The following is a 25,721-nucleotide window of genomic DNA, read 5'->3' on the forward strand; positions in this document are numbered from 1 at the left end:
AATGAGAAAACTATTACTCATTCTTATCCTCAAGAATATTCTTGTATTTAACACCTGCTTTATAAACGCGGTTTACTCCGTTAAAGGCGGCAATACGATAGGCTTCACTTAGTGTAGGATAATTCATTACGTGATTGATAAAATATCGGATATCGCCATCATATGACATGACTGATTGTCCCAGGTGGATAAGGTTGGCAGCATCTGCTCCTAAAATATGTACGCCCAGCAGTTTCAGGGAATTAGTGCTAAAGACCAGCTTAAGCATACCGTTGGAATTATTGCTCATATTTCCTTTAGCAATATTTTTGAAATAGGCTCGTCCAACAGTGATATCCAATCCCATTTCTTCGGCATCCTGTTCTGTAATACCAATGTTTGAAATTTCTGGAATAGCATAGATGCCGTATGGTATCTGGTCGGGTACCTCCAGAGTCGGAATACCAAACATGTTACAGGCTGCCAACCTGCCTTGCGAAAATGAGGCCGAAGCCAGACGTGGAAATCCGATTACATCTCCTGCGGCATAAATATTGTCAACATTTGTCTTATATGAGTCATCGGTTACGATAAAATTCCTGTCATCGGTCTCAACACCAACGGTATCCAGGTTAAGGCCCTCGATATTTGGTTTTCGGCCTCCCATAAAGAGTACGTGTTCTGTTTCGATAACTTGCAGGCGCTTATCCTCCGATTTGGATCTGAATTTTACCTCAGTATAATTTCGCAAAGCGCTGAAAGATACATCTTCAACACTCACATTCTTCTTTATCGTAATACCTTTTTGTTTTAAAGAATCTTGCAGATGCTTTTTAATTTCGTGATCTAAAAAGGTGAGATAGTCTTTTTTTCCACTCAACAGCGTAACACGAGTTCCCAGCGCTGCGAAAATAGTGGCGTATTCTATAGCATTAACTCCAGATCCAATAACTACCAACCGGCGGGGAATGTGCGTGATTTCCAAGATGGATTTATAGTCAAGCACTTTGTCATTATCTACCTCGAAGTTCTGGGGTGGAATGGGGCTACTTCCTGTACTGATCAGAACATAATCTGCGGTATAGGTTTCTGTAGATCCAATATGTGTTTCTACCTCTACCGTATGTTTGTCTTTTAGGCTGCCAAAACCGCGGGCTACATCCACCTTATTTTTGATCAGGTCATTTTTGACTTTCTGATTTTCTTTCTCCAGGATTTCCTGCTTGTATTGCAGTAAATCGCCCATCTTAAAGCGTTCATAGGGCTTTTTGTGTTCGTGATCGCCAAATTGCTCATTAAAGTCGAGGATATTTTTTGCAGCCTCTCGGAGGGCCTTGCTGGGGACAGTCCCCGTATTGATCCATGTTCCCCCTAGGTATTTTTTATGGGATTCAACAACTAAAACGTTCTTATCAAATTTTGAACTTTGCATGGCACAGGAAAAGCCTGCGGGTCCTGTCCCGATAATAATGATATCGTAATCTCGACTCATAATGGAATATGAAAACTAAAAAGTGAAATTGAATTTATATCTCAAAAATAGAACAAAATGATGAGCAAATCTCCATTTTTTAGATTCAATCAAGTAACGTAAAATGGAACGATTTACAATCTATTTTTGATTGGTACTATGCATTAAAGGTGCTAAATTTAAGGTATTGCACCGAAACGAGATAACATTATTACAATTTATTTTATTAACAACTATTTAAAACCAAAAACTTATTATTATGGCTTACGAACTACCTGATTTACCATATGATTACGATGCACTGGAACCGCATATTGATGAGCGGACGATGAAAATTCATCACGGCAAACACCATCAGGGATACACCGATAAGGTAAATGCTGCCTTAAAAGGATCTGAATTTGCCGATCTGCCTATCGAGGAAGTTCTGCAGCGTATTACAGAGGTACCTGAAGATATTCGACAAGCCGTGATTAACAATGGCGGTGGATATGCAAACCATAAATTGTTCTGGACTATTCTTTCTCCCAATGGCGGTGGAGAACCCACAGGTGATATTGCAGGTGCTATTAAAGAAGATTTTGGGAGCTTTAAAGATTTCAAAGAAGCATTCAACAATGCAGCCACCGGTCAATTTGGGTCTGGCTGGGGTTGGTTGTGCGTGAACAGAGATGGTAGCCTTGAAGTACTTTCTACGGCCAATCAAAATAGCCCGTACATGAATGGACTAACACCTATTTTGGGCGTTGATGTTTGGGAACATGCTTACTATCTGCACTATCAGAATGAGCGTGGTAAGTACGTCAAGAATTTCTGGAACTTGGTCAATTGGGATCAAGTGAATGAATATTACAACGACGCTACCTAAATAATTAGTTGTGTGTTGAAAAAAAGTATAAAAGCACTCCGTCGTTTAAAACGGAGTGCTTTTTCTTCTTACATACTTCATATATGAGCCTTATATTTGATCTTTAACACAAAGCCGAAATAAATACATTTACTTATGCAATTTGGACTTGGAGCAGGCCCCGACGTTTCTTGGATGCGAGAAGAATTAACAGACTTGGGTATTGAGGAGTTGGAAACTGTTGAAGATGTGGATCGTGCTATGGATGAATATGATGATGGCACGATGCTGATGGTGATAAATTCTGTTTGTGGATGTGCTGCAGGTAATGCGCGTCCGGGTGTAAAAATTGCGCTTGAAGAATCGGAGATTCAGCCTGATCATATGGTGACGGTTTTTGCCGGTCAGGATAAAAAGGCCACAGAACGGGCCCGGGAGTATTTTAGTGAGTACCCACCATCTTCTCCCGCTTTCGCCTATTTCAAGGATGGCGAAATTAAGGCAATGATTCCGCGCCATCGTATTGAAGGACGCACCAAAGTAGAAATTGCCGATGATTTAAAGATGGTGTTCAAAGCTTTTGACGGTGAGGAGGAAACCGAAGAAGCAGAAAACTAAGTCTGTACAGTTATTTTACAGTTTTAAAGCCGGTGGGGTTTATCCTATCGGCTTTTTTATTTTTGAGAAGCCGCTATTTGCATTTCCACTGGATTGCATAAAAAAATAGGGAAACAATAGAGTCGGAATTCCGTAGGGTATTTTCGATGATGATTGTATATTGAATTCTACTTCATTTTTATATTAAAATAGCAGTTACAGAGGGATTGTAAGAAACGAAAGTCACTATTATATGGGGCAACGGTTATCATATTGGATATTCTTGGGTGTTATTGGATTTGCAGTATTCTTTGTACTGCACTCTTTTATTGCTTTTAACGCCGGAGCTCCCATAGAGCAGAGCAAGTCTACGATTGAGCATAAAACCGCTGAGCTTTCTCAGCGTCTTGGCTTTTCGATAGATAGCCTGCAAATTATGACTGAGAGAACCCAGCATTTGAATTATTATAAAATGCTGCAGGACTCAGCCAAGGAAGACCTCCCGTCACCGGCAGAACTCAACAAGAATGGCGTGCATCTTACAGGATGGAAGGTGAGTATCGGAACCGCCCAGGATGAGGATGATGGTTTTTCGCACGAAGCAAATAATTTTATGAGTGAGTTGGGACGTCTTGATATCCGTTACGATCAAGAGGGAAACGTGCGCCGGCTGTCGAAATATACTGATAATCCCAATCCAACATTTGTTCCGGGCGATTCCCTGTTCTCAATTGCCAATCGGATTGTGCAGGATATATTAGGATACAATCTTCAGAATTATCAGCTTGATTACGTAGATATAAGGGATACGCTGCTAACAACAGAACCCGGGTTTGGGCAGCAATCAATGGAGTTGTCTGATTCTCGTGTTGGTAATAATATGGTATTCCGATGGAATAAGAAGGGCGTGGATATATCAGGTCCCCAGGAGCTGTCACTCGAAGTCAGGCCCATTATTCGGGAAAATAATACGCCCAATATGGCAAGTATTCAGTATGGGGTTTCCATTGAGAGTTTTAAGGCATTGGATAAACTTGAGCCCGAACAGATTGATCCGGTTCAAAGTATCAGTTATGTGGATTTGGCAACAACGTTTGGCTCACTGGCAATTCTGGCTATCCTTGTCGTTTTCCTGGGGATAAAGTATATAAATAAGGGACAGGTAGAGTGGCGACGGGCAATTTTTATGTTGGTTAGTGTTCTGCTGGGTGTTTTGGGATGGAGAGTATTTTATCTCATAAATACTATGAATGATTTCTGGAATCAAACGAGCGAAGCCCTCTTTATACTGAATAATCTCATCGTTGCCGCAATTTTGGGATTATATGCAGCTTTAGCCTATATCGGATGGGAAGCGATGGCACGATCCCGAGATGAAGAGCAGTTACATTTGATAGATACCTTTTGGCGAAAACGATTTTTCTTTCGGGAAACCGGAGAAGGGCTCCTTCGTGGATACGCTTTGGGTGGCGGATTATTGGGAATACTTAGCGTTAGCTTATTCTTACTGGGTACTCAATATTATCAGGCGGATAGCCAGAATAGTTTTACAGAAGCAATTATGCAGCCCAAACTGTTGACTATAAATATGGCTATTTGGATTAACGTGTGGTTGGTTTCGCTGGGACATGTAGGAGTAACGTCTGGATTTCTGCAGTCAAAAATCAACAATCGCTGGCTGTTTTATGGAGCTGGAATGCTGCTTGCTTGGAATTCTTTTTTCAGGATCAGGCATTCTATTTGAGCTCATAGGGACAGAATGGTACGACTTAGTAGTTTTCTCAGCTATAGGAGGAGTAACGCTTTTTGCGGTGCAAGGATCGGGACTTCTGTCATTTGCAACAGGCTGGTGGGTATTTATGTCGGTATTACTGGTCATGCCGTATTGGGGCTCATCAAGTATGAATGTTGCCTATATCGCGTGGACACAATTCTTTATTCTGGGATTACCCCTGATCTATGGATTAATTGCTTATAAATATGGAAACTCCATTTCCGAAATGGGTGGATATATTCCCGAATATCAAGAGCGGATGGCAAATCACTTGCGAGTTGAAAAAGAGATTGAGATTGCTCGCGAAAGTCAATTTAAATTAATGCCTCTTCGTCCGCCAACTGCAGAAGGAATTGATGTATATGGATTTTTTATGCCATCATTCGAAGTGGGGGGAGATTACTACGACTATATCATAAGTAGTAATGGTACGGCAAATAGTCAGGTCTTAAATATGACTATTGCCGATGTTTCCGGAAAAGCAATGAAGGCGGCGATGCATGCCGTTTTTACCAGTGGATTATTGCTCTCACGTCTGCATAAAGATGCCCCGGACTCCATTTTGCGAGAAATTGCCCCAACTCTTCATACCCGTACTGACCGGCAGACATTTATTACTTGTATAATCGCACAATATCATCTTGAAAGCAGAATACTGAAATTAGCGAATGCGGGCCATTGCTTACCCATTCTTAAGCGCGATGGAAAGGCAGAATTTATCAATACGCCGGCCCCCAAATATCCCTTGGGATTACAATCGTCCGTTGATTATCAGGCGTATGAGGTACAGCTACAGAAGGGAGATTTTCTCTTACTATATTCTGATGGATTGCCTGAGGCTGTAAATCCCCAGGGCGAACGTTTCGGTTTCGATAGTTTGGTTACCCTTGTAGAATCACTGGATACCGATAACCTTCCCAGCAACGAAATATCGATGGATATTAAACGGAAAGTTCAGAAATTTAGCGACTATCAATTGGCTGATGATACCACTATCATATGCCTCAAGATATAGGGACGTGTGAATCGAAGATTTGAACATTTTCTAACAAGAAAACCAATTTTATATGGCACAAGACAATAATTTTTCCGGCATGGATATGCCGCCACAGCTCAAGAAGTTGGGCAGCAATATTCAATATATCATATTGGGAGCATTCGTTGTGGTATTAGCTTTTTCCTCCTTTTTTACGGTAAATCCTGAAGAGGTGGGAATTGTAACGCGATTTGGTGAGTTTACACGAACGGCTTATCCCGGCCTAAATTTTAAGGTACCTTTTGTTGAGGATGTTCGCTATGTACCCATTCAACGTCAGTTAAAACATGAATTCGGATACCGAACAACGAGCGCCGGAGTGCGGTCTAGTTATCAAAAACAGGGGTACAGGGATGAATCGCTTATGCTTACCGGAGATCTCAATCTTGCGGATGTAGAATGGGTTGTGCAGTATAGAATCGACGATCCGTATGATTTTCTCTTTAAAATTCGGAATCCCGAACAAACACTGCGCGATATTTCAGAATCTGCAATGCGTCAAATTGTTGGAGATCGTACCGTAAATGAGGTTCTAACTGTGGGACGTGCTGAAGTTGCTATGAAAGCACAGGAATTAATCCAGAAGATTTGTACCGAGTATGAATCGGGTATTCAAATAGAGCAAATTGTTCTACAGGATATTAATCCACCCGATCCGGTAAAACCATCTTTTAATGCCGTTAATGAAGCTCAGCAACAAAAAGAAACGCTGATCAATGAGGCAAAATCTGAATATAACAAGGTAATACCCCGTGCTAAGGGACGAGCTCAGGAAACGATTCAGCGAGCAGAAGGTTATGCGGTTAATCGCGTAAATCGTGCCCAGGGTGAAGCCTCTCGTTTCAATCAACTTTATCAAGAGTATGTGAAGGCTCCCGAAGTTACGAAGCGGCGTCTATATCTTGAAACGCTGGAGGAAATTCTCCCCAAATTAGGCAACAAAATTGTAACCGATCAAAACGGAAATAGCGTTTTGCCGTTGCTGCAGATGCAGATGGATGGCGTGAACGTCAATAAGTCAAATGCTAACTCAAACAATCAGGGTAATTAGATATGAAGAACTGGAAAAGCATTTCACTACTTGTTGTTTTAGGAGCATTATTTCTTGTAGCATTTGATGGATTTTACATTGTGGATGAAACTGAGCAGGTAGTCATTACACAGTTTGGCGATCCCGTGGGTGATACGGTCTCTGATCCGGGTATGAAATTTAAAATTCCCTTTATACAGACAGCCCACTATTTTGATGAGCGGTATCTGGAGTGGGACGGTGATCGTAATCAGGTTCCAACGAAGGACAAAAAGTTCATTTTTGTGGATACCTATGCCCGTTGGCAGATTACCGATCCGCTTCAGTTTTTTAAGCGACTACGCGATGAGCGGGGCGCCCAATCTCGTCTTGATGATATTTTGGATGGAGAAACCCGGAATGCGGTAGCTTCTCATGATCTTGTAGAAGTAGTACGGACCTCCAACCGTGATCCAAAGTCGGATGCTACAATTACAGAAATTGTGGAAGATACGTTGGCTGATATTTCGTTTGGCCGTGACTCTATCCAAACTGTTATTCAGCAGTTGGCAAACGAACGAGCTTCGGACCTGGGCCTGAAAGTGCTTGATTTTAGGTTTAAACGGATCAACTATGTTGAAGATGTGCGTCAAACGGTTTACGATCGAATGATAAGTGAACGTAACCGTATTGCTGATAAATTTCGGTCAGAAGGTGAGGGTGAGGCCGCCCGAATAAATGGTGAAAAAGAGCGTGAATTGCAGACGATAGAATCTGAAGCATTTCGTGAAGCAGAAGAGATCCGCGGAGAGGCTGATGCTCGTGCGACGGCCATTTATGCAGAAGCATATAACCAAACGAATGCGGCGCAAAGACTCTACAACTTTACCCGAACAATGGAGTCGTATAAGAAAGCACTTGATAGTCAAACATCGCTTATTCTTTCAACGGACAGTGACTTCTTTAAATTCTTGAATGATATTCAGGAATAATAGAGAATGAATATCTAATAAATAATTAGCCTGCGGTTTAAACCGCAGGCTTTTTTTATTACCTGAACTAAATTTAAGCCTGTTTTTCTCGGCTCATAGTGTCAACCATACTGTGAGTAAGTCTTTTACTGCGTTTAGTATTAATCTGGGCTTTTAACTTCATCAATATACTGTAAAGGCCCATGTGGACTCTTGTACTATAGATGAAGTTTTTGTCGCCGCGTGGCTCATTTTGAATAGGCAACTCCTGAGAAAAACGCGTTATTTTTTGTTTAAAATCGGGATCACCGAAATCGAACTCATCTCCCATATAGGGTTTGGCAAAAATATCGCCATAGGCTTTGCAAAATTGGAAAAACTCTTCTTCTGCTTCCGGATTTTTAGGATTTTCTTTGATGATATCCAACTTGTAGTAAAGTTCCCGAATTTCCTGTTCATCCTGCTTCAAATGTTTGGGCAACAGCTGCATATAGTTGTGCGTGAATTCCTCAGAGAATTTTTTAACGCAACCAAAATCAATTACGCCCAGCTTTGCATCATCACGAAAGAAAAAGTTGCCCGGATGAGTATCAGCATGGATGAAATCCCGCTGCTCAACTTGATCGTGAAAGAAATCCCATAGCAGTTGGCCAAAGTGATTGCGTGCTTCCTGACTTGGATTTGTGGCTAAAAACTCTTTGAGATGCTGGCCCTCAATATAAGTCATAGTCAGCACCTTGTCAGTAGATAGCTCTTCAACATATTCAGGCGTAATAATTTCACCATCAGAAAAGCGCTTGTTAAAATATTTCAGGTATTCCGCCTCCTGATGGTAATCCGTTTCTTCCATCAGTGTTTTTTCAATCTCTTCAAAATACGCATCAAAATTACCGTTAGCGCTGACGATTCTCTTCATTAACGTTTTCGCCATCGACATATCTGAGTGGATGGTATTTTTGACATTGGGATACTGAATTTTAACCGCTACTTTCTGCCCGTTTTTAAGTTGCGCTTCGTGTACCTGCCCAATGGATGCGGCAGCGATAGCTTCAGTATTAAAATAGGCGAATAGATTTTCGGGATAATCTCCAAGCTCCTTTTTGATAATTGATCGGGCCAGCGCTTTATTGATGGGAGGAACGCTGTACTGCGATTCGCTCATCACTTCGGCAAACTCTTCAGGCAGTATCCCCTCGTCCATACTAAGAGATTGTGCAATCTTCAGGGCTGTGCCGCGTAGTTTCGTAAATTCATTAAATACTTCACGTGCATTCTGGGTGTGGAACTGCTTGCCTTCTTCCTCAGACTCCTTTTTCCCAACCGACTTTTTGAGGTATCGCTTGGCGTAGTTCGTTCCTACTTTGAGTCCGGTTTTTGCAAATATTTTGCCGCGCTGAAGTTTGGAGGATGGAAAATCATTACTCATAAATTATCGTATTTCTATTTTAGAACAGAGTTGTTTTACAATGGGAATATTGTTGATAAAGGCTTTTTTGTTGGCATTTACAAATTTTGCTAAATCAAAGCTTTTATCGATTACAGGATTATACATTAGTTCTTCGAGCACGGCGGTAGCTTTATCGGTGAGCTCCATGCTAAGCTCCTTATCTTCGCTCGTATCATTTAACCAGAACCGAAGCAGTTCAAGGTATTGTCTTCGTAGAAAAGCGTATGAATAGGAATTTAAAACCAAGGTGGATGAGACCGATATACGGTCATCATTTTGAAGAAACTGCTTGATAAGTCTTTCCAACTCTTTTTCATAATCTGTTTTGGTAAAACTATTTAGAATAAAATCAGAGAGCGTGGCTTCTACAAAAGCTTCTTTTTCTTGAAGCATATCAAAATTGGAAAACGCAAAGTTCGAGAGTTTTTCGCTCAGAGTATATGATTCAAAATCGTCAATTTCGTCGATCATCATCTCATAGCGGATAACCAGCGAAGCGTAATAAAATTTGAGAATCGACTTTTTATTGGGAAAATAGTTAAAAACCTCGGCAGGGGTAATATCAATTTCTTTAGCAATATCCTTGATGTAGAACTGGCCATCACCCTGCATAAACAGATCAGTAGCAGTGTCAGATATTGCAAATTTTGTCTCAAATGTTTCAGGATCAAAAGTGCTCATACTTAAATTTATTTGTGGATGGCATGTGTTACCACACCCCGGATTTCAAATCAGTCTTTCTGGTGATTTTTTTCTTGTCAGGTTGATTATCTTCACTCGTTAAAAATACACTGCCACTTTCTTTTATCAGTTTGCGAACAGTCATCTCGCCTTCGAGTATTGCTATAATAAGATGATAAAAAACTGCTTTAATTGACCGGTCTATAACGAGAATATCATCCGAAAAAATTCCAATATTATTGAGTCTGTTACCTTTTACATGCATAAAAAACGTAGCGGCCGGTCGTTTTATGATATAATCATCGAAAGAAAGCGGTTTTTCAAAATATTAACGTGTCAGTAATGGAAATCTTGTCTATTTCCGAAAGCGGTTGGGATCTTTTTTGGGGTCACGATCTATATTTCCAGAATAGATATCGGTAATGCGAAAATCTTCCATATCCTTTTTACATAATTTCTTTTATTAATAACAAAGGCTACTTGGGATTAAGTCCCGATTTTGATATTTATATCGAAAATCAGGACTGAAAACTGAATACATACTGTCATGGAAATTCTAATATTTTTGGGCTGGTTGTGTCTTGGCTTTGCCGGAATGGAAATTATATCGTACTTGGTTCACCGATTTATCTTTCATGGATTATTATGGAAAATTCACCGGTCCCACCACGAATCAACTCATGGAATATTTGAGCTCAATGATGTTTTTTCGTTGTTTTTTGCAGCCGTATCAATCTATTTAATGTACAGCGGAAGTGCAGCGCCCCTTCAATCAGCAGTATTTGCGGTGGGAACGGGAATTGCTGTTTATGGAATTCTCTACTTTATAATTCACGATCTATTTGCCCACAAACGATTTATGCCGTTTAAAAGTGACAGTAAAATTATGCGTCTTGTCAGATATGCTCACCAGCGACATCATCAGTCAATTGACAAGGATGGACAAGAGCCCTATGGATTATTTTTATTTCCATACGATAAATATAAAAAGTGATTATTCTGACTGGTTGTTTTGAAGGGCTTTTAATGTTTGTTCGGCCTGCCACTGGTGCCTCCGCTGATGTGCCTCAAGCAGAAGGAAACATTCAGAGAGCGTCATTTTAATTATTGAAAAGATAGGATGGGAAACTTTCGATCGCCCCAAGTGAACGTTTTTCTGGTGTGCAGTTTCGAGTTGTGCAATCAGGCGATTCTGTAAATTAAGGTACTCATCGAGCAAATCCATGCGATTATATCCTGATGTATCAACAGGTTTCATCGATTTAATTGTTTTCAATTTTATTTTGTACGGTGGTTCAAAATATGAAATAATTTTTTGGGCAAGCCATCTGGGTGGGAATGACCGGTTGACAGAATTAGCAGTATCGGCATTTTTAGATATTGCTGATGCAATATTGTCGAAATACAGATCCCCGTAATTTATGAGATGACTGTAACATTCTGCAATACTCCACCGGCCTTCTGCGGGAGCTTTTAGAAATAGGTTTTTATCAACAGATAAAATAAATTCTTCGGCAGTATCCTTGGTATTTTCAAACTGTTGTATAAACCATTGATAGCTGTATTGTTGAAGCATAACACATTCTGTTTTTGCTTACTAAAATCAGTTTACAAATAATTCGCCACCGGTATCAGAGAATCCTTTTTATCTCTTACATTAAGATAATTTCGGAATAAATAAAATCTTCATAAAAAAGGTATTGATGAAGTTATTAAAGATTATTTGGGAATTGTTAAAGAAAACCTATGATCAAGCAGGTCAAATAAACATTGGTTTACACGGCGCTGCCATTGCTTTTTATGCTATATTTTCGACGGCTCCCTTAGTCATAATCACTTTATGGATATTAAATATGGTGATTGGGAGTCAATTGGGGACGATGGAGGTTGAGCAAACAATGGAATCGGTGGTTGGAGCTGAGCTGACAGATACAATAGAACAGATTGTAGCATCAGCAAATGAGGGAACATCGGGATTATGGTCGTCAATAGTTGCAATTATTACGTTGCTTTTTGGTGCAACAACCTTGCTTTCGCAGATTAAACAGACATTAAATGTAATTTGGGGAGTTAAAAATCCTAAATTGAATTCTGTCTGGCTTTTTTTGTGGGATCGGTTAACGGGATTATTATTCATAGGTGCGCTAAGCCTGCTTTTTTTGACTGGATTAGTTTCTGAAAGTATTATTTATGGATTAGGCGATCTCTTAATTCCTGTTTTGGGTAGTACAAACGTATACCTCATTCAGATAGGAACATCACTTACAAATGTTGTGCTTGCCATTACGTTTTTTGCAGCAATGTTCAGGATACTGCCAGATCTTGATGCCCGATGGAGAGATGTGGCTGTTGGTGCAATAGTAACAACCGTTTTAGTATTAGCAGGAAAATCACTTGTTGATTGGTATTTGAGTGCTGCTGCGCTGGAACCTATGTATAAGGCGGCTGGCTCATTTGTAATATTTCTGATTTGGATTTACTATAATGTACAAGTGGTTCTTATTGGCGCTGTTTTTACCCGGGTGTATACCAGTCGATACGGTGGAAAAATAAAACCTTATTGGGAAGCAACACTTGATGAAGATTTGTGGTTATAGAACATTCCTGCTACTATTTATTCATCCTGCCTTTTTAATTCCATAATTCTATTGTAGGATCGCTCAATCTGATTACGGTTAATTTCACCGGCATCGAGCAGTTCTTTGATGATTTTGTGTGCTTTGGGAACAATATCAGGATCGTAAATGGAGTTGTTGGCAAATACCAGAATATCAACTCCGGCATTCACAGCTTTTTTTATAGTTGTTTTGAGGCCATATTCATTTCGAATCGCTCCCATCATGAGATCATCAGAAATGACCACACCGTTATAGTTTAACTCGTTTCGCAGTAATCCGGTAATGGTAGGTTTGGAAAGGGTTGCAGGATAATCGGGATCAATATTACGGTTAAAGATATGCGCAGTCATAATGGCGTCACCCAAGTCCCTATTGATAAGCTTCCGGTACGGGATCAATTCCTTTTTAGACCAGGTTTCGGTTACGTCAACCACGCCCAGGTGGGAATCTTTTTTTGAGCTTCCGTGTCCGGGAAAATGTTTTAGCACCGACCATATGCCGTGTTTGTTTAACGTTTTGATATAGATAGAAGCATGCTGTACAACTGTCTGAGGATCCGCAGAAAAGCTGCGTTCTAAGCCGCCAATGACAGGATTATCTGGATTGGTATTAAGATCAACAACCGGCGCAAAATTCATATTGATTCCCAAATTTGCTAATGTCTGACCCATTTTTTGAGCATAGAACCTGGTGCTGTCAATATTATCCACTTGCCCAAGATATTCTGCTGATTTGATTTCGGGAAATCCCATTGACGACTTAAGTCGGGCTACCTTTCCTCCTTCTTGATCAATAGAAATGATAAGTGGAATATCGGATAATTGTTTTAGATCGCTGATAAGTCTTTTAAGCTGTCTCGGTGATTGTATATTTCGTTCCGAAGATTTTGAGGGAACGTCATAGTCAAAAAGGATAATTCCACCCAGATGATATTTTTTTATATCACGTACAATATGATTTGTATCAGCCAGCGTAGTTCCGCGAAATCCTGCTAAAAGCATCTGCCCGATTTTCTCATCAAGAGATACATCTTTTTCGGCTGATAAAGTTTGACTGAAGGAAGGATTTGTAATCAGAAGGGATAGAAGACTAATCAGTAATAATCGAAACATATAGTGGCTTTACTTGATATTGGAGTTTAAAAAAGAAGTAAGATAGCATGTTAATAGTATTTTATTTCGTTGGGTAAAAAATGACAACAAATCTCGGCAAAATATGGTGTGAAATTGGATGGTTGTTGCAATGTAAATCATTAAAATTTTTTAATATTCAAAGTGTAAAGCACCGTAATTAAGTTTAAAGCAATGTACAGTAAATAGTAATTTTGATTAGGATGATTGTGAAGGAAAATTCTGTAACAAATAAGTAACAATTAACTCTTGTAATATGAACAAAAAGGAAAAGAAATAATGAGGTTCTTTAACATATATATACGCGCGAGCAGACTGATTTTGCGTGTTAAATTTTAGGAAAAAAGCCATGATTGAGAGTTTTAATAAAAAAGAGTTGGAAGAGAAAATTGACCAGTATGTAAATGGGAAGCTTTCCGCTCAAGAAGTTGATGAATTATGGGCTGAGCTAATTCAGGATGGTTATCATTTGGATTATCTCAAAAGCGTAGCTAATCTCAAAGCAGTAATTGAACAGAAAAGGGAAGAGCAAAAAGAGCATACAAATCAAAAGCCATATTGGTATTATGCGGCAGCTGCAGCTATTGCTTTACTTATTGCTGTTGTTGGGGTAATGAATATTTCCACACAGCAACAATCTTCAGTGGAACCAATATCGAGTATAGAACTGGATTATTATCGTTCTGGCGATGGTATGATTTCTTCATCGTCAGATAAAGAGGTAATACGAAATGCAATAAAGCTTGCGAATACCGGCCGTGAAAACGAGGCGATATCATTATTGGAGTCTGAGCTGAAAAACGCTTCAGAGCCTGGATGGATTGCAGAACTGAGTCTTAATTTAGGCTCTCTGCAGTATAACAATGGCAATTATCGTAAAGCTATTGAGCATTACGAAAGAGTAGTAGCTCATAAAGATAATGTAGATGTGCTCATGTTAGAGAAGGCATACTGGTATATCGGAAATGCACACTTCCATTTAGATCAGCTGGTTGATGCAAAGATGAATATTGAAAAGGCCTATGAGTTAAATGGAGCTTATCGCCGAGTTGCTAAAAGTTATTTAAACGCTTTGTCAGATTGATTTGATACTGTATAGTATTTTAATGACGAACATATTCAAGTAACTATTCATCATTCCTTGTTTGTCTGAGAGAGAAGATCAACTTTCCGTTAAGAAATTACCAGTCATCCAATTAGTGTTTTGAAAAGATAATTCCTTGTTGGGTAAGATAAGAAAGTCCAACCATGAGCAGGAAGTAGAAGATAAATATTCCGGCCATTGCCAGGTTTTTATTCTGCTGAGGTTCCACAATAGGATCAGTATTTCCGATTAACATATAAGGACCCCAGAAATGTGGATCAGCATTTTTAGTGTTTAAAAAGTGTTTTTTAGCAGCTCTTAAAGCTTCAGCTTTTGATTTTCCCTCATTTAGGTGAGAATAGAACTGAATAGCAAACTCCGAAGCAAGCATATCATTAACCGACCATAAGTTGAGTATTAATGATTCGGCGCCTGCATACCGCAGTGCCCTGCTGATCCCCATTACGCCAGTTCCCTGTATATATGATCCGGATCCCGATTCACATGAGTTAAGCATTACCATTTCGTTACTGAGATCCAGCTCAAATAACTCATAGGCAAAAAACCGATCCTCAAAAGTGCTGTCGCTGCTAGCCGTAGATTTGCTAAAATAAACAGTAGAAAACATTGGGTCGCGTTCCGATACTTCGCTGTGTGTGGCTAAATGGATGACTTGAGAATGCGGGGCGGTTCGCTTAAAAGTAGATTTAGTTGATTGCTCATTGATGAAGGTTTCTACCTGTGATAAATTAGTAAGACTTTTTGCAATCTGGATGACTTCGGATTGAGCATAAGGTAGTGGTACTAATGATTGATTATTGTAGTTGTCAAAGTTTGATACCCCGTATCCCACATAATTCATTTGAGCTTTGGAAGCTGATGAAGAACGGGTTGGGGTCTTAAAATCCTCCAGGGTGGTCAGGTATTGTGTTTTAAATTTTTCGATGGCATAGGTTGTTTCACCGTAGCTGTAGCTTTTAGACGGCTTTTCCATGGGGAGGATATCCAGCGGAAGCTGATAGAAGTAACTGTCGGGGATAAGGGTGATTTTATCGATGTAATCGGGAATCTCTTTTAGGTCCAGGATTTGGGAAATCTTATAAAGAGAGTCAAGATTTGTTTTATGTGTTGCAATCTGTTGAGCTGCATTACTAAACAGCTCTCTCATATTGTCATCCAGATCAATCGTTTTAAGATCAATATCAGTGCGGGATATTTTTGCGATATAGTATTGATCTTTGAGTTCTGTTATATGCAGCAACAGTTCCCGGGCCGATAGTTTATTTTGAATTTGGCGAATAGAGGTAGGGTTCAGATCGATATTTTTACTCAGTCGGCGGTCGTACTTGCGCTTCTTGGTATTTAGCTGATTGATCTGCTGTCGAATTTGAAATTGCTCTTCTTCAGGTGCTGTTAAGAGTTTTTTGCGAACGACGTCGAGCTGATTAGTGATCTGCTTATATTCTGTTAGTTCCGATTCATTCAGGAGACTCGATTTAACCAACGGATTTTGATAAAGCGAAGCATCATTAATGGTTTTTAGCTGATCAAGTTTTTCAACGGCCTTGCCGGGTTGCCCCGTATCCATATAAATAGATGCAGCAAGTTCAAAAGCATCGAGATATTCATCCTCAACATGCCAAAACCCGGATTTGAGGTCAGTGCTGCTCTGTGCTCTTACAACAATTTGTTTAAGCGTAGGCTCAAGAATATCAAGTGCTTGATTTTCGCTACCAGTTTTAGATAGATAATCAGCCTCAACCTTTTTGGCTTTTACAATTTGATTGAAATCGAGCTTATTTAAATCAAAAGATTTGAATTTGTCAATTAGGGTTTTGGCTTGATCTAAATTCTCTTTTTTTAGGTAAATTTGTGCTTTGTTAATAAGGGCATCGATATAGCTTATTCCCTTATCTTCTGAAGTTAATCCTAAAATTTCGTCGTAAGTTGTTAAAGCCTTTTTATATAAACTTTGATCTTCAAAGTTTGATGCAATTTCATTTAATAGTCTTGTATATAAAGGAATATTATTAACAGGATCTAAGTATTTTTTAGCTTGGCTATAATTATACTGTGCTTTTTTAAAATTCTGTTCTGATTTTCTATAAAATGAACCATAGAGGGTGTATACTGAGCCTAAATCTGACTTATTACCTTTATCAGAAGCTAACCTTAAAGCAGAATCTAAATATTTAAGTGCATTTTGGTAGTTCTGTGATTCACGGTAGAAAACAAATAGGTTCCGTAATATTTTCAAATGATGTTCATAATTTTCCTGTTTTTTTGCTATTTCAAGGGATTTGAATTGTAAGTTTAAGTATTCATCATATCTGCCAAGTTTATTATATGTTAATGCAAGGTTATTGTATAAAGAGGATTTAGATATAGTAAGATTTTTTTTATCAATCTCATTGAGAACCTGCTTATAAATTTTTTCTGCTGCTTTTACTTTACCAATGCTATAAAGATAAACCCCCTGCAATTGTTTAATATTGATTTGTTCTTGTTCTTTGTTGAGATATGTGACTAATGGTAAGTGTATGCTTGACGAACTATTTGAAGGCTTCGGTCATAAAATCCCAAGCGGTACATGGAATAATCAAGGTATCGATATACTTTAAGCCTGAGATTAGAATTAGGGAATAATCTATCCTTAATCAGATTGTCATATAGTGTAGCTGTTTGCCCGTAATTATAGTTTAAGTATAATACTCGCAAATAGCTTGCATTGTAGAAGGTAGATAAAAGGCTCTGTTCATTATTGTTTTTGGACCAGTTTTCTTCTAAGGCTGATAAAAGGGAGTTGCTTAATTGGTCATGAGCTCGGAAAAGTAAAAATAGATGGGTGAGAGTAAATGTACCACTTGATACTATAGATTTATCGATAGTATCTTTATTAATAATAGCTTCGAAAAGCGCTCTAAAGTCAATATCCTTTTTATCAGACTTTAACTTGAAGTTTGATGAATATTGTTGATATAGATCTTCTCGATTTTCATCTGATATTAACAGGAGTTCTGTAAATAACTGGGCTGATCCTGTTTTAAATACAACCTTTTTGAGCTGATCGGAATAATTATGTTCTATATTCTGAAAAAGATGCCCTAAATTATTTGAAAAATTTCCTCCCTGAACCTTTTGTTCAACAGCTTGTCGAACATTGGGATTGCTGGTGGTCAAGATTGTCAGCGCCCAGATATTTTCTTCGACGTTTTGGCCCTGTTCAATATTACTGAGATAGTAATTGGCCTGTGTTCTTGATTGCTCGACTAAACTATTGTCCGCAGCTGCAACACTGACTTGAAGAAAGCTGATTAATAATGTCAGTAACATATCGCCAGGTTTGGGCTTATTTTAGTACTTAGGGATAATTGAAGCTATTATATTTTGACCGCAAATCCATAATTAATTTAAGTAGTTTGAAAAATAATTATTCGGGACGATCGACAATAGGACTCATATCAGATTCGGAACCGAAGTCAGGATTCTGAACTTCGACAGCCGGCTTGTCGGTGTCGGGCTGGGTGTCGAGGCCGGGATCGGTAACCGAGGCGCAGCCGGTGAACAGTGCAATGGAAAAGACGATAGCGAGAAGTTTGTGTGTAAGAGATTTCATAATGCTAAGAGTGATTTATAATTAAGAGAGAGTATTTTAAAATAGGACATTGAATAATTATTCGGGACGATCGACAATGGGACTCATATCAGATTCGGAACCAAAGTCAGGATTCTGAACTTCGACAGCCGGCTTGTCAGTGTCGGGCTGGGTGTCGAGGCCGGGATCGGTAACCGAGGCGCAGCCGGTGAACAGTGCAATGGAAAAGACGATAGCGAGAAGTTTGTGTGTAAGAGATTTCATAATGCTAAGAGTGATTTATAGTTAAGAGAGTATTTTAAATAGGACATTGAATAATTATTCGGGACGATCGACGATAGGTTCCATACCGGCATCGGTACCGAAGTCAGGATTCTGAACTTCGACAGCCGGCTTGTCAGCGTCGGGCTGGGTGTCGAGGCCGGGATCGGTAACCGAGGCGCAGCCGGTGAACAGTGCAATGGAAAAGACGATAGCGAGAAGTTTGTGTGTAAGAGATTTCATAACTAATTGCTGATTTTGTGTTTAGATTAAATTTGTAACGTTTTGATTAAAAAGCATCTCCGAAAAGCCAAATCTGTACTTTGGAGATATATTAATGGTTGATAACAAGAGTAATCAAAGTTTTATTTGTTACAAAAAAAGCTTTGTCTGGAAGCCATGCTGTCTAAAATTATTTTGTAACAAGTTTATATTATAATTTAAATTTTTATTTCTAGCTACATTTCATACCAGATCACAAGAGTAATAAACAATAAAATGTTACAAGAAATATTCATATCTAAGTAAGTAATTTTTTAAATAATTAAAAATTACTTCAATTTTATTATAGAATTACATTCTAATATTTGTTTGCCAATTCAATAGTTATATATTAGAAGCCACAATCACTACAGAAGGTTTTATTTATTCATTTCGTGATGAATGGGTCAGTTAATTTAGGTTTATAGGGTACCTTGAGTAACTCCAGAGTTGATTATTCGGAATTAGTATATGCTTTACAGCAGAATAGGGAAGGTGAGGCTAATGAGCTGCTGGAAGAGCTAATGCATAGACTTAAGGATTACTTGCAAGTGGTACTTAATGCCGATGAAAAAGATGCAGAAGAATGTACCCAGCAAGCTTTTCTTAATGTATATGAACAAATACAGAAAGATAATATTCGTGAGGAGAAATATATTTTCAGTTATATGATACGTGCATGCCGGCACGAGTATTTTCGTCTCTCCAAAGAGCAGCATCGTTTTAATAATCCTGTTGAAGATCATAAGGATCATCTGGTGGATCCCGCCGAACAGGTTCAGAACTTAATGGATAAAGATCGCCAGGCTATTCTGGAAGCTTGCCTGAATGAACTCAGGGAGAAGTCACGCACCTTTATCGAGTATTTTATTGATAAGCCCGATGCAACTACCAAAGAAGCCAGTGCCCATTTTGATATCAGCGGCGCCAATGTACGTACAAAAAAATCTCGTATTCTAAGTCGATTGCATCACTGTTTTAAAAGAAAGTGGCGGCAGTGATTAAAGGGGAATTGAAACTGTAAGCTGAGATCCCTGAATAGAAATTGTTTCGATTATTGACTGAAGTTGTTCATTATTTGATCGATTTAGCAGGTAGAGTGTAGAGTCGAATAGAAGTAAGAAACCTCCCTGAATGATTAGTGATTGGCCATACCCAACAAGTCGATTGTTTGTTTTCCGAAGTCCTCGTTCCCACATAAATCCACCGGTGGCAATATATCCAACATTCAGACCCATATTGAGAAGCAAAATATTTTCAATTGATTTAGCTTCTGCAATGCTCTGTGCAAGCGTGAAAGATGTAGGATCAACTTGTGAGGACTGGTAGAGTGCTCCACCGGCAATAGCAAGGTTTACGATGTTCCAACCCACATTCATTTGGTGCAGATATTTTGTACTACCGGTGCTTTTGAAGTACCCGATGGAACCGACAGCTATATTTGTTAGTGCCCATCCTGAGAGTACGTACATGCCGTTTGTATTCAAGTTGATCCGCTGCTCGTTAAATGAGGTAAGAGAGTCAGACAAGGTTTGAGCCGGGCTTTGTGCTACCACTAAAAATAGAAGAGCAGTCAGTAAAATCGATAACTGAAATTGTTTATTTTCAATAACCATACTATCAGGAATTAAGTTGACGGGCAGGTAAAATATTGGAATCGGCGATTATAAATATATCGTCTTTTTCTTGGGGTTCAATCACATGCGTGCCGGTAAAACCTCCAAAGGCCGGAAGGATTCCATATTGTTGACCAAAATAAAAGCAGGGCAACTTCATTGCTTGTCGGCCACGGCCTTTTAATTGTACTGCAGGATGGATATGTCCGCTTATAATATACTTGTTTTTATCTTGATCGGTAAGAGCATTAATATCGTGTACAAATAGAAAAGGGTTTATTGATAGCTTTTTGAATACATTTATAATTCCCTGATGATAGTTTTTGGTTTCCAGGATATCATGGTTGCCTATCACCAGGCTAACTTCTAACTGGGAATATCCTTTTCGCCAATGGATAAACTGTTTCCATTCCTTGTTAATATCGCTGTGAAAAAGATCTCCAAGAATAACCAGATGCTCAGGATCTGTAAGCTCAATTATAGTATCCAAGTTATCAAGATTAGATTCTGCCACGTCATCAGGGACTGCAATTCCATTTTTACGAAAATGAGATGTTTTACCAATATGAGGATCAGCTACTAAAAGCGTTTTTTTCTTCTGCCAGTAAAGGGCGTGTTGAGGCAAAAGCCAAAGACGTTGGTGTTTTAAATTGAAGGCACGAGAATTAGGAATCATAGGTGGAAAATGACAATAATCTTATTTCAAAGCGAATTTCTATTGGGGTCGCATAAAGATATTTGTTGTGGGTGAACGGCCAGAAGTTTTTAGTTAATGCTTTCTATGTATGCTTTTCGAGCTGAAGCTGCATTTTTTTGACCCGGTCAAGGAGATTTTCAGAGCTTAATCGTTCTCGTAGCCGGTCAACCATTATTGGAAACGCCAGTGGAGTAAAGCGCTCAGTATTCTTAAGTGTTATCTTTTGAGATTGAATTCGTTTCAGCGCCTTCCGCAACCGTACTTCATCCAGCTGATGTGAAAGCACTTCATCATAAGCCTGCTGGAGTAATAGGTTGTCTGGCTCATATTGATCAAATACATCAAAAAATAGACTCGACGAAGATTGCAGATGACGGCTGGCCTTTTGTTGGCCGGGGAATCCTTTAAAAATAAGTCCGGCAATGTGACAGATTCCTCGGAAACGACGTTTGGCAAGTTCGGTATCGTTCAGGCTTGAAAAGATATCCTCAACGAGATTTTCATCAGAAAAAAGATTTTGCTCAAGTGCTTTTTTTATTGGGATCTTCTTGTCTGATAGCAGTTCAAAGCCGTAATCATTCATTGCAATAGAAAAAGTGATGGGCGTAAGCTGTGAAATACGATAGGCAATTAAAGCCGACATTCCCTCGTGAACATAACGCCCCTCAAATGGATAAAAGAATAGATGATGACCCTCGCGGGAAGTGGTTTGCTCAATAAGCAACTCATTTTTATCGGGAAGGATGGACCAGTTTTGCTGAACATCAAGTATTGGTTGGATGGCTTCAAGTTCGATATCGTTGGCCGATCCTTCAATGGCTTGATGCATTTTACGGCGAAGCAAGTTACTCATATTTGAGGATAGCGACATACGTCCGCCCATCCAGCTGGGTACTTTTGCTTTGGATGTATTAGCCCTCCGCACATAAGCAGTCATCTGTTTTGTTCGCACAAGCTCCAGACTTCGTCCTGCAAACCAAAATTTATCTCCCGGATTTAACGAGGCAATAAACCATTCTTCGATACTGCCCAGATGTGCCCCTTTCAAGTATTTAACGCTCATCATCGTATCGCTTGTTATTGTACCAATTGACATACGATGGCGACGCTTAATTTTATTATCAACAACCTTATAAAGACCATTATCTTCAACCACTTTGGAGTATTCATCATAGGCTGACAGTGATTGTCCACCCGTAGTTATAAAATCCATAATCCAATTCCACTCTTTTTGTGTGAGTGTCTGATAGGCAAAAGTCGTTTTAACTTCTTCATAGATTTGCTCGGGTTTAAATCCATCTGAAACAGCAAGAGTAATCAGATATTGGATCAGGACATCGTATGGTTTCAGGATAGGGTCTCTACTTTCCAGCGCTACTTTTTGGGTAGCTGCCGTCTTTAGCGCAGCCGCTTCGATGAGTTCAAGAGCATTGGTTGGCACAAAGTAGATGCGACTGGTAGATTCCGGTTGGTGACCACTGCGTCCGGCCCGCTGTAAAAAGCGTGCAACTCCCTTTGGACTACCAACTTGTACTACCGTTTCTACAGGGGCAAAATCGACGCCGAGATCGAGGCTCGACGTACAGACAACTGCTTTTAGGTTACCTTTATGCAGTGCATCTTCAACCCAGCGCCGAACTTCTTTGCTTAGCGATCCGTGGTGCAAGGCTATGGTACCAGCCAGTTCAGGCTTAGCCTGTAATAGTTTTTGAAACCAGATTTCTGATTGAGAGCGGGTATTAGTGAAGAGGAGTGTAGAACGACTTTCTTTTATAATGGGCAAAACTTTTGGCAATAACTTTGTTCCAAGGTGTCCCGACCAGGGAAATTTTTCGACATCATAAGGCAACACAGACTGGATTTTCAACTTCTTTTCAACATCAGCCTTGATGATCACAGAATCTTCTTTGTTACCATGAATTCCGAGTAATACATCGCGTGCTTCCCGTAGGTTGCCGATAGTTGCAGAAATGCCCCAAATGTTAAGATTCGGGCGTAGGTGTTTGAGTCGAGATAATCCAAGCTCTACCTGAATACCGCGTTTGGATCCCAAAAGTTCGTGCCATTCATCTATTACTACTGCATCCAGATCAGAAAAATAGCTGGGATAATTCTTCTGTGCCATCAAAATGTGCAGGCTTTCTGGTGTGGTAACGAGCACCTCCGGCATCTGCTCCTTCATTTTTTGCTTTTGATAGGATGAGACATCGCCGGTCCGCCGGGCAACCTGCCAAGGTATTTCGAGATCATCAACAGCCTGCTGAAGCGCTTGCTCAATATCTCGGGCCAGTGCCCGCAGCGGAGTAATCCACAGAAGCTGGAGTCCGTTATCAGCAAGCTCGTTATATGTTTCCGGATGCTCATTAATCCAGTTGATGAGCATAGGCATATAAACGGCATACGTTTTACCACTGCCGGTGGGGGCATTCAACAGTCCATTCTTTCCGGATAAAAAAGCTTTCCAGACCTCCCGCTGATAGTCAAACGGCTCCCATCCCCGTTGGGTAAACCATTTTTCAATTTTTTGATAGCCGTCGCTTTTCATTAAGATGGAAATCTTGTTTATTTCAGATCGGATAAGGCTTATTAACGGAAATGATTTGAATATAATTTGTTTCTTCGGTTGACTTGCGTATCTGCTTTAATTATTTAAAATACAATGGTCTGTGAGACAAGAATATTATCAACTAAAATACAATTGCCATGTGGTTAAATATTGATTCGTTTGAAGAGTACAAAGAAGTCTATAACGATAGTATTAAAAATCCCGAGAAATTTTGGGAACATGAAGCCGGTACATTTTATTGGCGCGAGCGATGGGATGAAACACATAGCGGAAGTTTTGAGGATGGAAATGTGAAATGGTTTGAAGGTGGGAAGCTGAATATTACCGAAAATTGTCTGGATCGCCACCTGAATACCATCGGTAACAAAACAGCATTTATCTTTGAGCCTAATCACCCGGATTCTTTTCGACGAACGATTACTTATCGGCAGTTGCATGAAGATGTTTGCCGCTTTGCCAATGTTCTCGAATCCAAAGGTATTGAAAAAGGCGATCGCGTAGCAATTTATATGGCGATGACGCCGGAGCTAATGATTGCGGCCTTGGCTTGTGCACGCATCGGAGCCGTGCACTCTATTGTATTTGCCGGATTTTCTGCCCAGGCACTGGCCGGTCGAATTCAGGATTGCGATGCTAAAATGCTGATTACCAATGATGGGTTGCGCCGCGGTGAAAAGCACGTACCGCTAAAAGATATTTCAGATGAGGCGCTTGAAGATTGTCCTACCGTCGAAAAGGTAATCGTGTGCCAGCGTACGAACCGTGATATAGATTGGGTGGAAGGACGCGATGAATGGTGGCACCTGCTGATTAGAAATGCCTCCAAAGAGCATGAAGCCGTAGAAATGGATGCAGAAGATCCACTTTTTATTCTCTATACCTCGGGATCTACGGGTAAGCCCAAGGGTCAGGTTCATACCTGCGGGGGATATATGGTCTACACCAGCTATACTTTCCGTAATGTGTTTCAGGTTGAAGAAGATTCAGTTTATTGGTGTACGGCCGATGCGGGCTGGATTACTGGGCACTCCTACATTTTATACGGTCCATTGCTAAATGGTGCAACCGGTATCATCTTCGAGGGTACACCCACTTATCCCGATCCCGGTAGACTGTGGGAGGTTTGTGAAAAATATAACGTAACGCACTTTTATACATCCCCAACAGCTATCCGTGCGCTGATGAAAGAGGATATCGAGTATGTCAACAAGTACGACCTAAACTCACTCGAAGTTCTTGGAACGGTAGGTGAGCCGATTAACGAAGAGGCCTGGCACTGGTATCATGATAAGATTGGAAATGGGAAATGTCCGATTGTAGATACTTGGTGGCAAACGGAGACAGGTGGTATCATGATTTCCCCGCTGGCGGGAGTTACGCCAACAAAGCCCGGATTTGCTACGCTGCCGTTACCCGGCGTCGACCCTGCTCTTATGGATGATGATGGCAAGGAAATCAGTGGTAACGGAGTTCAAGGCAATCTTGTAATTAAGCAGCCATGGCCGGGTATGACGCGCGGAATATGGGGCAATCAGGAGCGCTATATGGAAACCTATTTTGAGGATTATCCCGGCTATTACTTCACGGGTGACGGTTGTCGACGCGACGAAGATGGCTACTATCGTATTACTGGTCGTGTTGATGATGTGCTTAATGTTTCGGGTCACCGGTTAGGTACGGCCGAGATTGAGAACGCCATTGATGAACATCCCAAGGTGGTAGAGGCTGCCATTGTGGGATATCCACATGATGTTAAAGGGGAAGGTATTTTTGCCTTTATGACGTGTGATGATGGTGTTTCTGAACCAGAAACGTTTAAAAAGGAAATCGATGACTTGGTTTCTAAAATAATTAGTCCGATCGCCAAACCGGATAAAATTCAGATTGTTGATGGATTGCCAAAGACACGATCAGGTAAAATTATGCGCCGTATTCTCCGCAAGATTGCGGCAGGAGAAACTGATGACATGGGCGACACTTCAACGTTGCTTGATCCCAGTGTGGTAGAAGAAATTATGGATGGAACCGCGTACTGATTGTCGCAAAAATTAATGAATAGTAAATGGGGACACATCATTAAG

24 protein-coding genes and 2 pseudogenes are annotated in these 25,721 nt (G+C 40.0%); 11 read left to right on the forward strand and 15 right to left on the reverse strand.

Annotated elements, in window-relative coordinates; all coding sequences use genetic code 11:
* Positions 1 to 13 precede the first annotated feature (13 nt).
* Positions 14 to 1,471, reverse strand: a complete 1,458-nt coding sequence (sthA, locus tag U5J89_RS03695) for a Si-specific NAD(P)(+) transhydrogenase (RefSeq protein ID WP_322574256.1) — start codon at positions 1,469 to 1,471, stop codon at positions 14 to 16.
* A gap of 238 nt (positions 1,472 to 1,709) precedes the next feature.
* On the opposite strand from sthA, the gene U5J89_RS03700 reads away from it, so the two are divergent.
* The 6 genes from U5J89_RS03700 to hflC all read left to right on the forward strand — a co-directional run bounded on the left by U5J89_RS03700 (position 1,710) and on the right by hflC (position 7,705).
* Entirely contained in the window at positions 1,710 to 2,318 is a 609-nt protein-coding gene (locus U5J89_RS03700; RefSeq protein ID WP_322574257.1) for a superoxide dismutase, read from the forward strand.
* 135 nt (positions 2,319 to 2,453) lie between these two features.
* Positions 2,454 to 2,915 carry a BrxA/BrxB family bacilliredoxin gene (locus U5J89_RS03705; RefSeq protein ID WP_322574258.1) on the forward strand — a complete coding sequence of 154 codons (462 nt, stop codon included), beginning with the start codon at positions 2,454 to 2,456 and terminating at the stop codon, positions 2,913 to 2,915.
* 232 nt (positions 2,916 to 3,147) lie between these two features.
* The gene (locus U5J89_RS03710; RefSeq protein ID WP_322574259.1) at positions 3,148 to 4,638 is read left to right on the forward strand and encodes a hypothetical protein; all 1,491 of its coding nucleotides are present in this window, start codon (positions 3,148 to 3,150) and stop codon (positions 4,636 to 4,638) included.
* Positions 4,580 to 5,683, forward strand: a complete 1,104-nt coding sequence (locus U5J89_RS03715; protein ID WP_322574260.1) for a PP2C family protein-serine/threonine phosphatase — start codon at positions 4,580 to 4,582, stop codon at positions 5,681 to 5,683. Before U5J89_RS03710 ends, U5J89_RS03715 begins: the two co-directional genes overlap by 59 nt.
* A 52-nt stretch (positions 5,684 to 5,735) precedes the next feature.
* Positions 5,736 to 6,755, forward strand: a complete 1,020-nt coding sequence (hflK, locus tag U5J89_RS03720) for an FtsH protease activity modulator HflK (RefSeq protein ID WP_322574261.1) — start codon at positions 5,736 to 5,738, stop codon at positions 6,753 to 6,755.
* A gap of 2 nt (positions 6,756 to 6,757) precedes the next feature.
* Complete coding sequence (gene hflC, locus U5J89_RS03725; RefSeq protein ID WP_322574262.1) at positions 6,758 to 7,705, forward strand: protease modulator HflC; 948 nt, start codon at positions 6,758 to 6,760, stop codon at positions 7,703 to 7,705.
* Positions 7,706 to 7,778: 73 nt separating this feature from the next.
* On the opposite strand, the gene U5J89_RS03730 is transcribed toward hflC, so the two are convergent.
* The 3 genes and pseudogenes from U5J89_RS03730 to U5J89_RS15890 form a co-directional block, all read right to left on the reverse strand.
* A complete protein-coding gene (locus tag U5J89_RS03730) occupies positions 7,779 to 9,110 on the reverse strand; it encodes an AarF/ABC1/UbiB kinase family protein (RefSeq protein ID WP_322574263.1) in 1,332 nt (443 codons plus the stop codon).
* Positions 9,111 to 9,113: 3 nt separating this feature from the next.
* Complete coding sequence (locus tag U5J89_RS03735) at positions 9,114 to 9,812, reverse strand: TetR/AcrR family transcriptional regulator (protein WP_322574264.1); 699 nt, start codon at positions 9,810 to 9,812, stop codon at positions 9,114 to 9,116.
* A gap of 28 nt (positions 9,813 to 9,840) precedes the next feature.
* Positions 9,841 to 10,116: pseudogene (locus U5J89_RS15890) on the reverse strand (LexA family protein); the annotation flags it as partial.
* A 243-nt stretch (positions 10,117 to 10,359) separates the two neighbouring features.
* Between U5J89_RS15890 and U5J89_RS03740 the strand changes: the two are divergent.
* Complete coding sequence (locus U5J89_RS03740; protein ID WP_322574265.1) at positions 10,360 to 10,806, forward strand: sterol desaturase family protein; 447 nt, start codon at positions 10,360 to 10,362, stop codon at positions 10,804 to 10,806.
* On the opposite strand, the gene U5J89_RS03745 is transcribed toward U5J89_RS03740, so the two are convergent.
* Complete coding sequence (locus U5J89_RS03745; RefSeq protein WP_322574266.1) at positions 10,807 to 11,388, reverse strand: DinB family protein; 582 nt, start codon at positions 11,386 to 11,388, stop codon at positions 10,807 to 10,809.
* 127 nt (positions 11,389 to 11,515) lie between these two features.
* Between U5J89_RS03745 and U5J89_RS03750 the strand changes: the two genes are divergently transcribed.
* Complete coding sequence (locus U5J89_RS03750) at positions 11,516 to 12,409, forward strand: YihY/virulence factor BrkB family protein (protein WP_322574267.1); 894 nt, start codon at positions 11,516 to 11,518, stop codon at positions 12,407 to 12,409.
* 17 nt (positions 12,410 to 12,426) lie between these two features.
* Here the strand turns inward: U5J89_RS03750 and U5J89_RS03755 are convergent, their stop codons facing one another.
* Positions 12,427 to 13,542 (reverse strand): glycoside hydrolase family 3 protein, encoded by a 1,116-nt coding sequence (locus U5J89_RS03755; protein WP_322574268.1) that lies wholly within the window; start codon positions 13,540 to 13,542, stop codon positions 12,427 to 12,429.
* Positions 13,543 to 13,909: 367 nt separating this feature from the next.
* Between U5J89_RS03755 and U5J89_RS03760 the strand changes: the two genes are divergently transcribed.
* Positions 13,910 to 14,644 carry a hypothetical protein gene (locus U5J89_RS03760; protein WP_322574269.1) on the forward strand — a complete coding sequence of 245 codons (735 nt, stop codon included), beginning with the start codon at positions 13,910 to 13,912 and terminating at the stop codon, positions 14,642 to 14,644.
* A 112-nt stretch (positions 14,645 to 14,756) separates the two neighbouring features.
* On the opposite strand, the gene U5J89_RS03765 is transcribed toward U5J89_RS03760, so the two are convergent.
* The 6 genes and pseudogenes from U5J89_RS03765 to U5J89_RS03785 all read right to left on the reverse strand — a co-directional run bounded on the left by U5J89_RS03765 (position 14,757) and on the right by U5J89_RS03785 (position 18,743).
* The gene (locus tag U5J89_RS03765; RefSeq protein ID WP_322574270.1) at positions 14,757 to 16,901 is read right to left on the reverse strand and encodes a CHAT domain-containing tetratricopeptide repeat protein; all 2,145 of its coding nucleotides are present in this window, start codon (positions 16,899 to 16,901) and stop codon (positions 14,757 to 14,759) included.
* A gap of 33 nt (positions 16,902 to 16,934) precedes the next feature.
* Positions 16,935 to 17,126: pseudogene (locus tag U5J89_RS15895) on the reverse strand (tetratricopeptide repeat protein); the annotation flags it as partial.
* Positions 17,127 to 17,170: 44 nt separating this feature from the next.
* Positions 17,171 to 17,977 carry a hypothetical protein gene (locus U5J89_RS03770; protein WP_322574271.1) on the reverse strand — a complete coding sequence of 269 codons (807 nt, stop codon included), beginning with the start codon at positions 17,975 to 17,977 and terminating at the stop codon, positions 17,171 to 17,173.
* 97 nt (positions 17,978 to 18,074) lie between these two features.
* Complete coding sequence (locus U5J89_RS03775; RefSeq protein ID WP_322574272.1) at positions 18,075 to 18,260, reverse strand: hypothetical protein; 186 nt, start codon at positions 18,258 to 18,260, stop codon at positions 18,075 to 18,077.
* Positions 18,261 to 18,317: 57 nt separating this feature from the next.
* Positions 18,318 to 18,503 (reverse strand): hypothetical protein, encoded by a 186-nt coding sequence (locus U5J89_RS03780; protein ID WP_322574272.1) that lies wholly within the window; start codon positions 18,501 to 18,503, stop codon positions 18,318 to 18,320.
* Between the two features lie 54 nt (positions 18,504 to 18,557).
* Positions 18,558 to 18,743, reverse strand: a complete 186-nt coding sequence (locus tag U5J89_RS03785; protein WP_322574273.1) for a hypothetical protein — start codon at positions 18,741 to 18,743, stop codon at positions 18,558 to 18,560.
* A gap of 452 nt (positions 18,744 to 19,195) precedes the next feature.
* On the opposite strand from U5J89_RS03785, the gene U5J89_RS03790 reads away from it, so the two are divergent.
* A complete protein-coding gene (locus tag U5J89_RS03790; protein WP_322574274.1) occupies positions 19,196 to 19,762 on the forward strand; it encodes a sigma-70 family RNA polymerase sigma factor in 567 nt (188 codons plus the stop codon).
* On the opposite strand, the gene U5J89_RS03795 is transcribed toward U5J89_RS03790, so the two are convergent.
* The 3 genes from U5J89_RS03795 to U5J89_RS03805 all read right to left on the reverse strand — a co-directional run bounded on the left by U5J89_RS03795 (position 19,763) and on the right by U5J89_RS03805 (position 23,619).
* Positions 19,763 to 20,377 carry a DUF6992 family protein gene (locus U5J89_RS03795; protein ID WP_322574275.1) on the reverse strand — a complete coding sequence of 205 codons (615 nt, stop codon included), beginning with the start codon at positions 20,375 to 20,377 and terminating at the stop codon, positions 19,763 to 19,765. It abuts the gene before it with no gap.
* Between the two features lie 4 nt (positions 20,378 to 20,381).
* The gene (gene pdeM, locus U5J89_RS03800) at positions 20,382 to 21,053 is read right to left on the reverse strand and encodes a ligase-associated DNA damage response endonuclease PdeM (protein ID WP_322574276.1); all 672 of its coding nucleotides are present in this window, start codon (positions 21,051 to 21,053) and stop codon (positions 20,382 to 20,384) included.
* A gap of 103 nt (positions 21,054 to 21,156) precedes the next feature.
* The gene (locus tag U5J89_RS03805; RefSeq protein WP_322574277.1) at positions 21,157 to 23,619 is read right to left on the reverse strand and encodes a ligase-associated DNA damage response DEXH box helicase; all 2,463 of its coding nucleotides are present in this window, start codon (positions 23,617 to 23,619) and stop codon (positions 21,157 to 21,159) included.
* Positions 23,620 to 23,777: 158 nt separating this feature from the next.
* Here U5J89_RS03805 and acs point away from each other — a divergent pair, with 158 nt between their 5' ends.
* A complete protein-coding gene (gene acs / locus U5J89_RS03810; protein ID WP_322574278.1) occupies positions 23,778 to 25,676 on the forward strand; it encodes an acetate--CoA ligase in 1,899 nt (632 codons plus the stop codon).
* The last annotated feature ends 45 nt before the right edge of the window (positions 25,677 to 25,721 follow it).

The sequence above is a fragment of the Fodinibius sp. genome, assembly GCF_034521915.1.
Lineage (GTDB): Bacteria > Bacteroidota > Rhodothermia > Balneolales > Balneolaceae > Fodinibius.

Coding starts and splice junctions, on each gene's coding strand:
- U5J89_RS03745 (WP_322574266.1), bottom strand. CDS start 11,388: ATGCTTCAACAATACAGCTATCAATGGTTTATACAACAGTTTGAAAAT.
- hflK (WP_322574261.1), top strand. CDS start 5,736: ATGGCACAAGACAATAATTTTTCCGGCATGGATATGCCGCCACAGCTC.
- U5J89_RS03795 (WP_322574275.1), bottom strand. CDS start 20,377: ATGGTTATTGAAAATAAACAATTTCAGTTATCGATTTTACTGACTGCT.
- U5J89_RS03750 (WP_322574267.1), top strand. CDS start 11,516: ATGAAGTTATTAAAGATTATTTGGGAATTGTTAAAGAAAACCTATGAT.
- U5J89_RS03770 (WP_322574271.1), bottom strand. CDS start 17,977: ATGTTACTGACATTATTAATCAGCTTTCTTCAAGTCAGTGTTGCAGCT.
- U5J89_RS03705 (WP_322574258.1), top strand. CDS start 2,454: ATGCAATTTGGACTTGGAGCAGGCCCCGACGTTTCTTGGATGCGAGAA.
- U5J89_RS03760 (WP_322574269.1), top strand. CDS start 13,910: ATGATTGAGAGTTTTAATAAAAAAGAGTTGGAAGAGAAAATTGACCAG.
- U5J89_RS03775 (WP_322574272.1), bottom strand. CDS start 18,260: ATGAAATCTCTTACACACAAACTTCTCGCTATCGTCTTTTCCATTGCA.
- sthA (WP_322574256.1), bottom strand. CDS start 1,471: ATGAGTCGAGATTACGATATCATTATTATCGGGACAGGACCCGCAGGC.
- U5J89_RS03730 (WP_322574263.1), bottom strand. CDS start 9,110: ATGAGTAATGATTTTCCATCCTCCAAACTTCAGCGCGGCAAAATATTT.
- U5J89_RS03715 (WP_322574260.1), top strand. CDS start 4,580: ATGGAGCTGGAATGCTGCTTGCTTGGAATTCTTTTTTCAGGATCAGGC.
- hflC (WP_322574262.1), top strand. CDS start 6,758: ATGAAGAACTGGAAAAGCATTTCACTACTTGTTGTTTTAGGAGCATTA.
- U5J89_RS03780 (WP_322574272.1), bottom strand. CDS start 18,503: ATGAAATCTCTTACACACAAACTTCTCGCTATCGTCTTTTCCATTGCA.
- U5J89_RS03735 (WP_322574264.1), bottom strand. CDS start 9,812: ATGAGCACTTTTGATCCTGAAACATTTGAGACAAAATTTGCAATATCT.
- pdeM (WP_322574276.1), bottom strand. CDS start 21,053: ATGATTCCTAATTCTCGTGCCTTCAATTTAAAACACCAACGTCTTTGG.
- U5J89_RS03700 (WP_322574257.1), top strand. CDS start 1,710: ATGGCTTACGAACTACCTGATTTACCATATGATTACGATGCACTGGAA.
- U5J89_RS03710 (WP_322574259.1), top strand. CDS start 3,148: ATGGGGCAACGGTTATCATATTGGATATTCTTGGGTGTTATTGGATTT.
- U5J89_RS03805 (WP_322574277.1), bottom strand. CDS start 23,619: ATGAAAAGCGACGGCTATCAAAAAATTGAAAAATGGTTTACCCAACGG.
- U5J89_RS03785 (WP_322574273.1), bottom strand. CDS start 18,743: ATGAAATCTCTTACACACAAACTTCTCGCTATCGTCTTTTCCATTGCA.
- acs (WP_322574278.1), top strand. CDS start 23,778: ATGTGGTTAAATATTGATTCGTTTGAAGAGTACAAAGAAGTCTATAAC.
- U5J89_RS03755 (WP_322574268.1), bottom strand. CDS start 13,542: ATGTTTCGATTATTACTGATTAGTCTTCTATCCCTTCTGATTACAAAT.
- U5J89_RS03740 (WP_322574265.1), top strand. CDS start 10,360: ATGGAAATTCTAATATTTTTGGGCTGGTTGTGTCTTGGCTTTGCCGGA.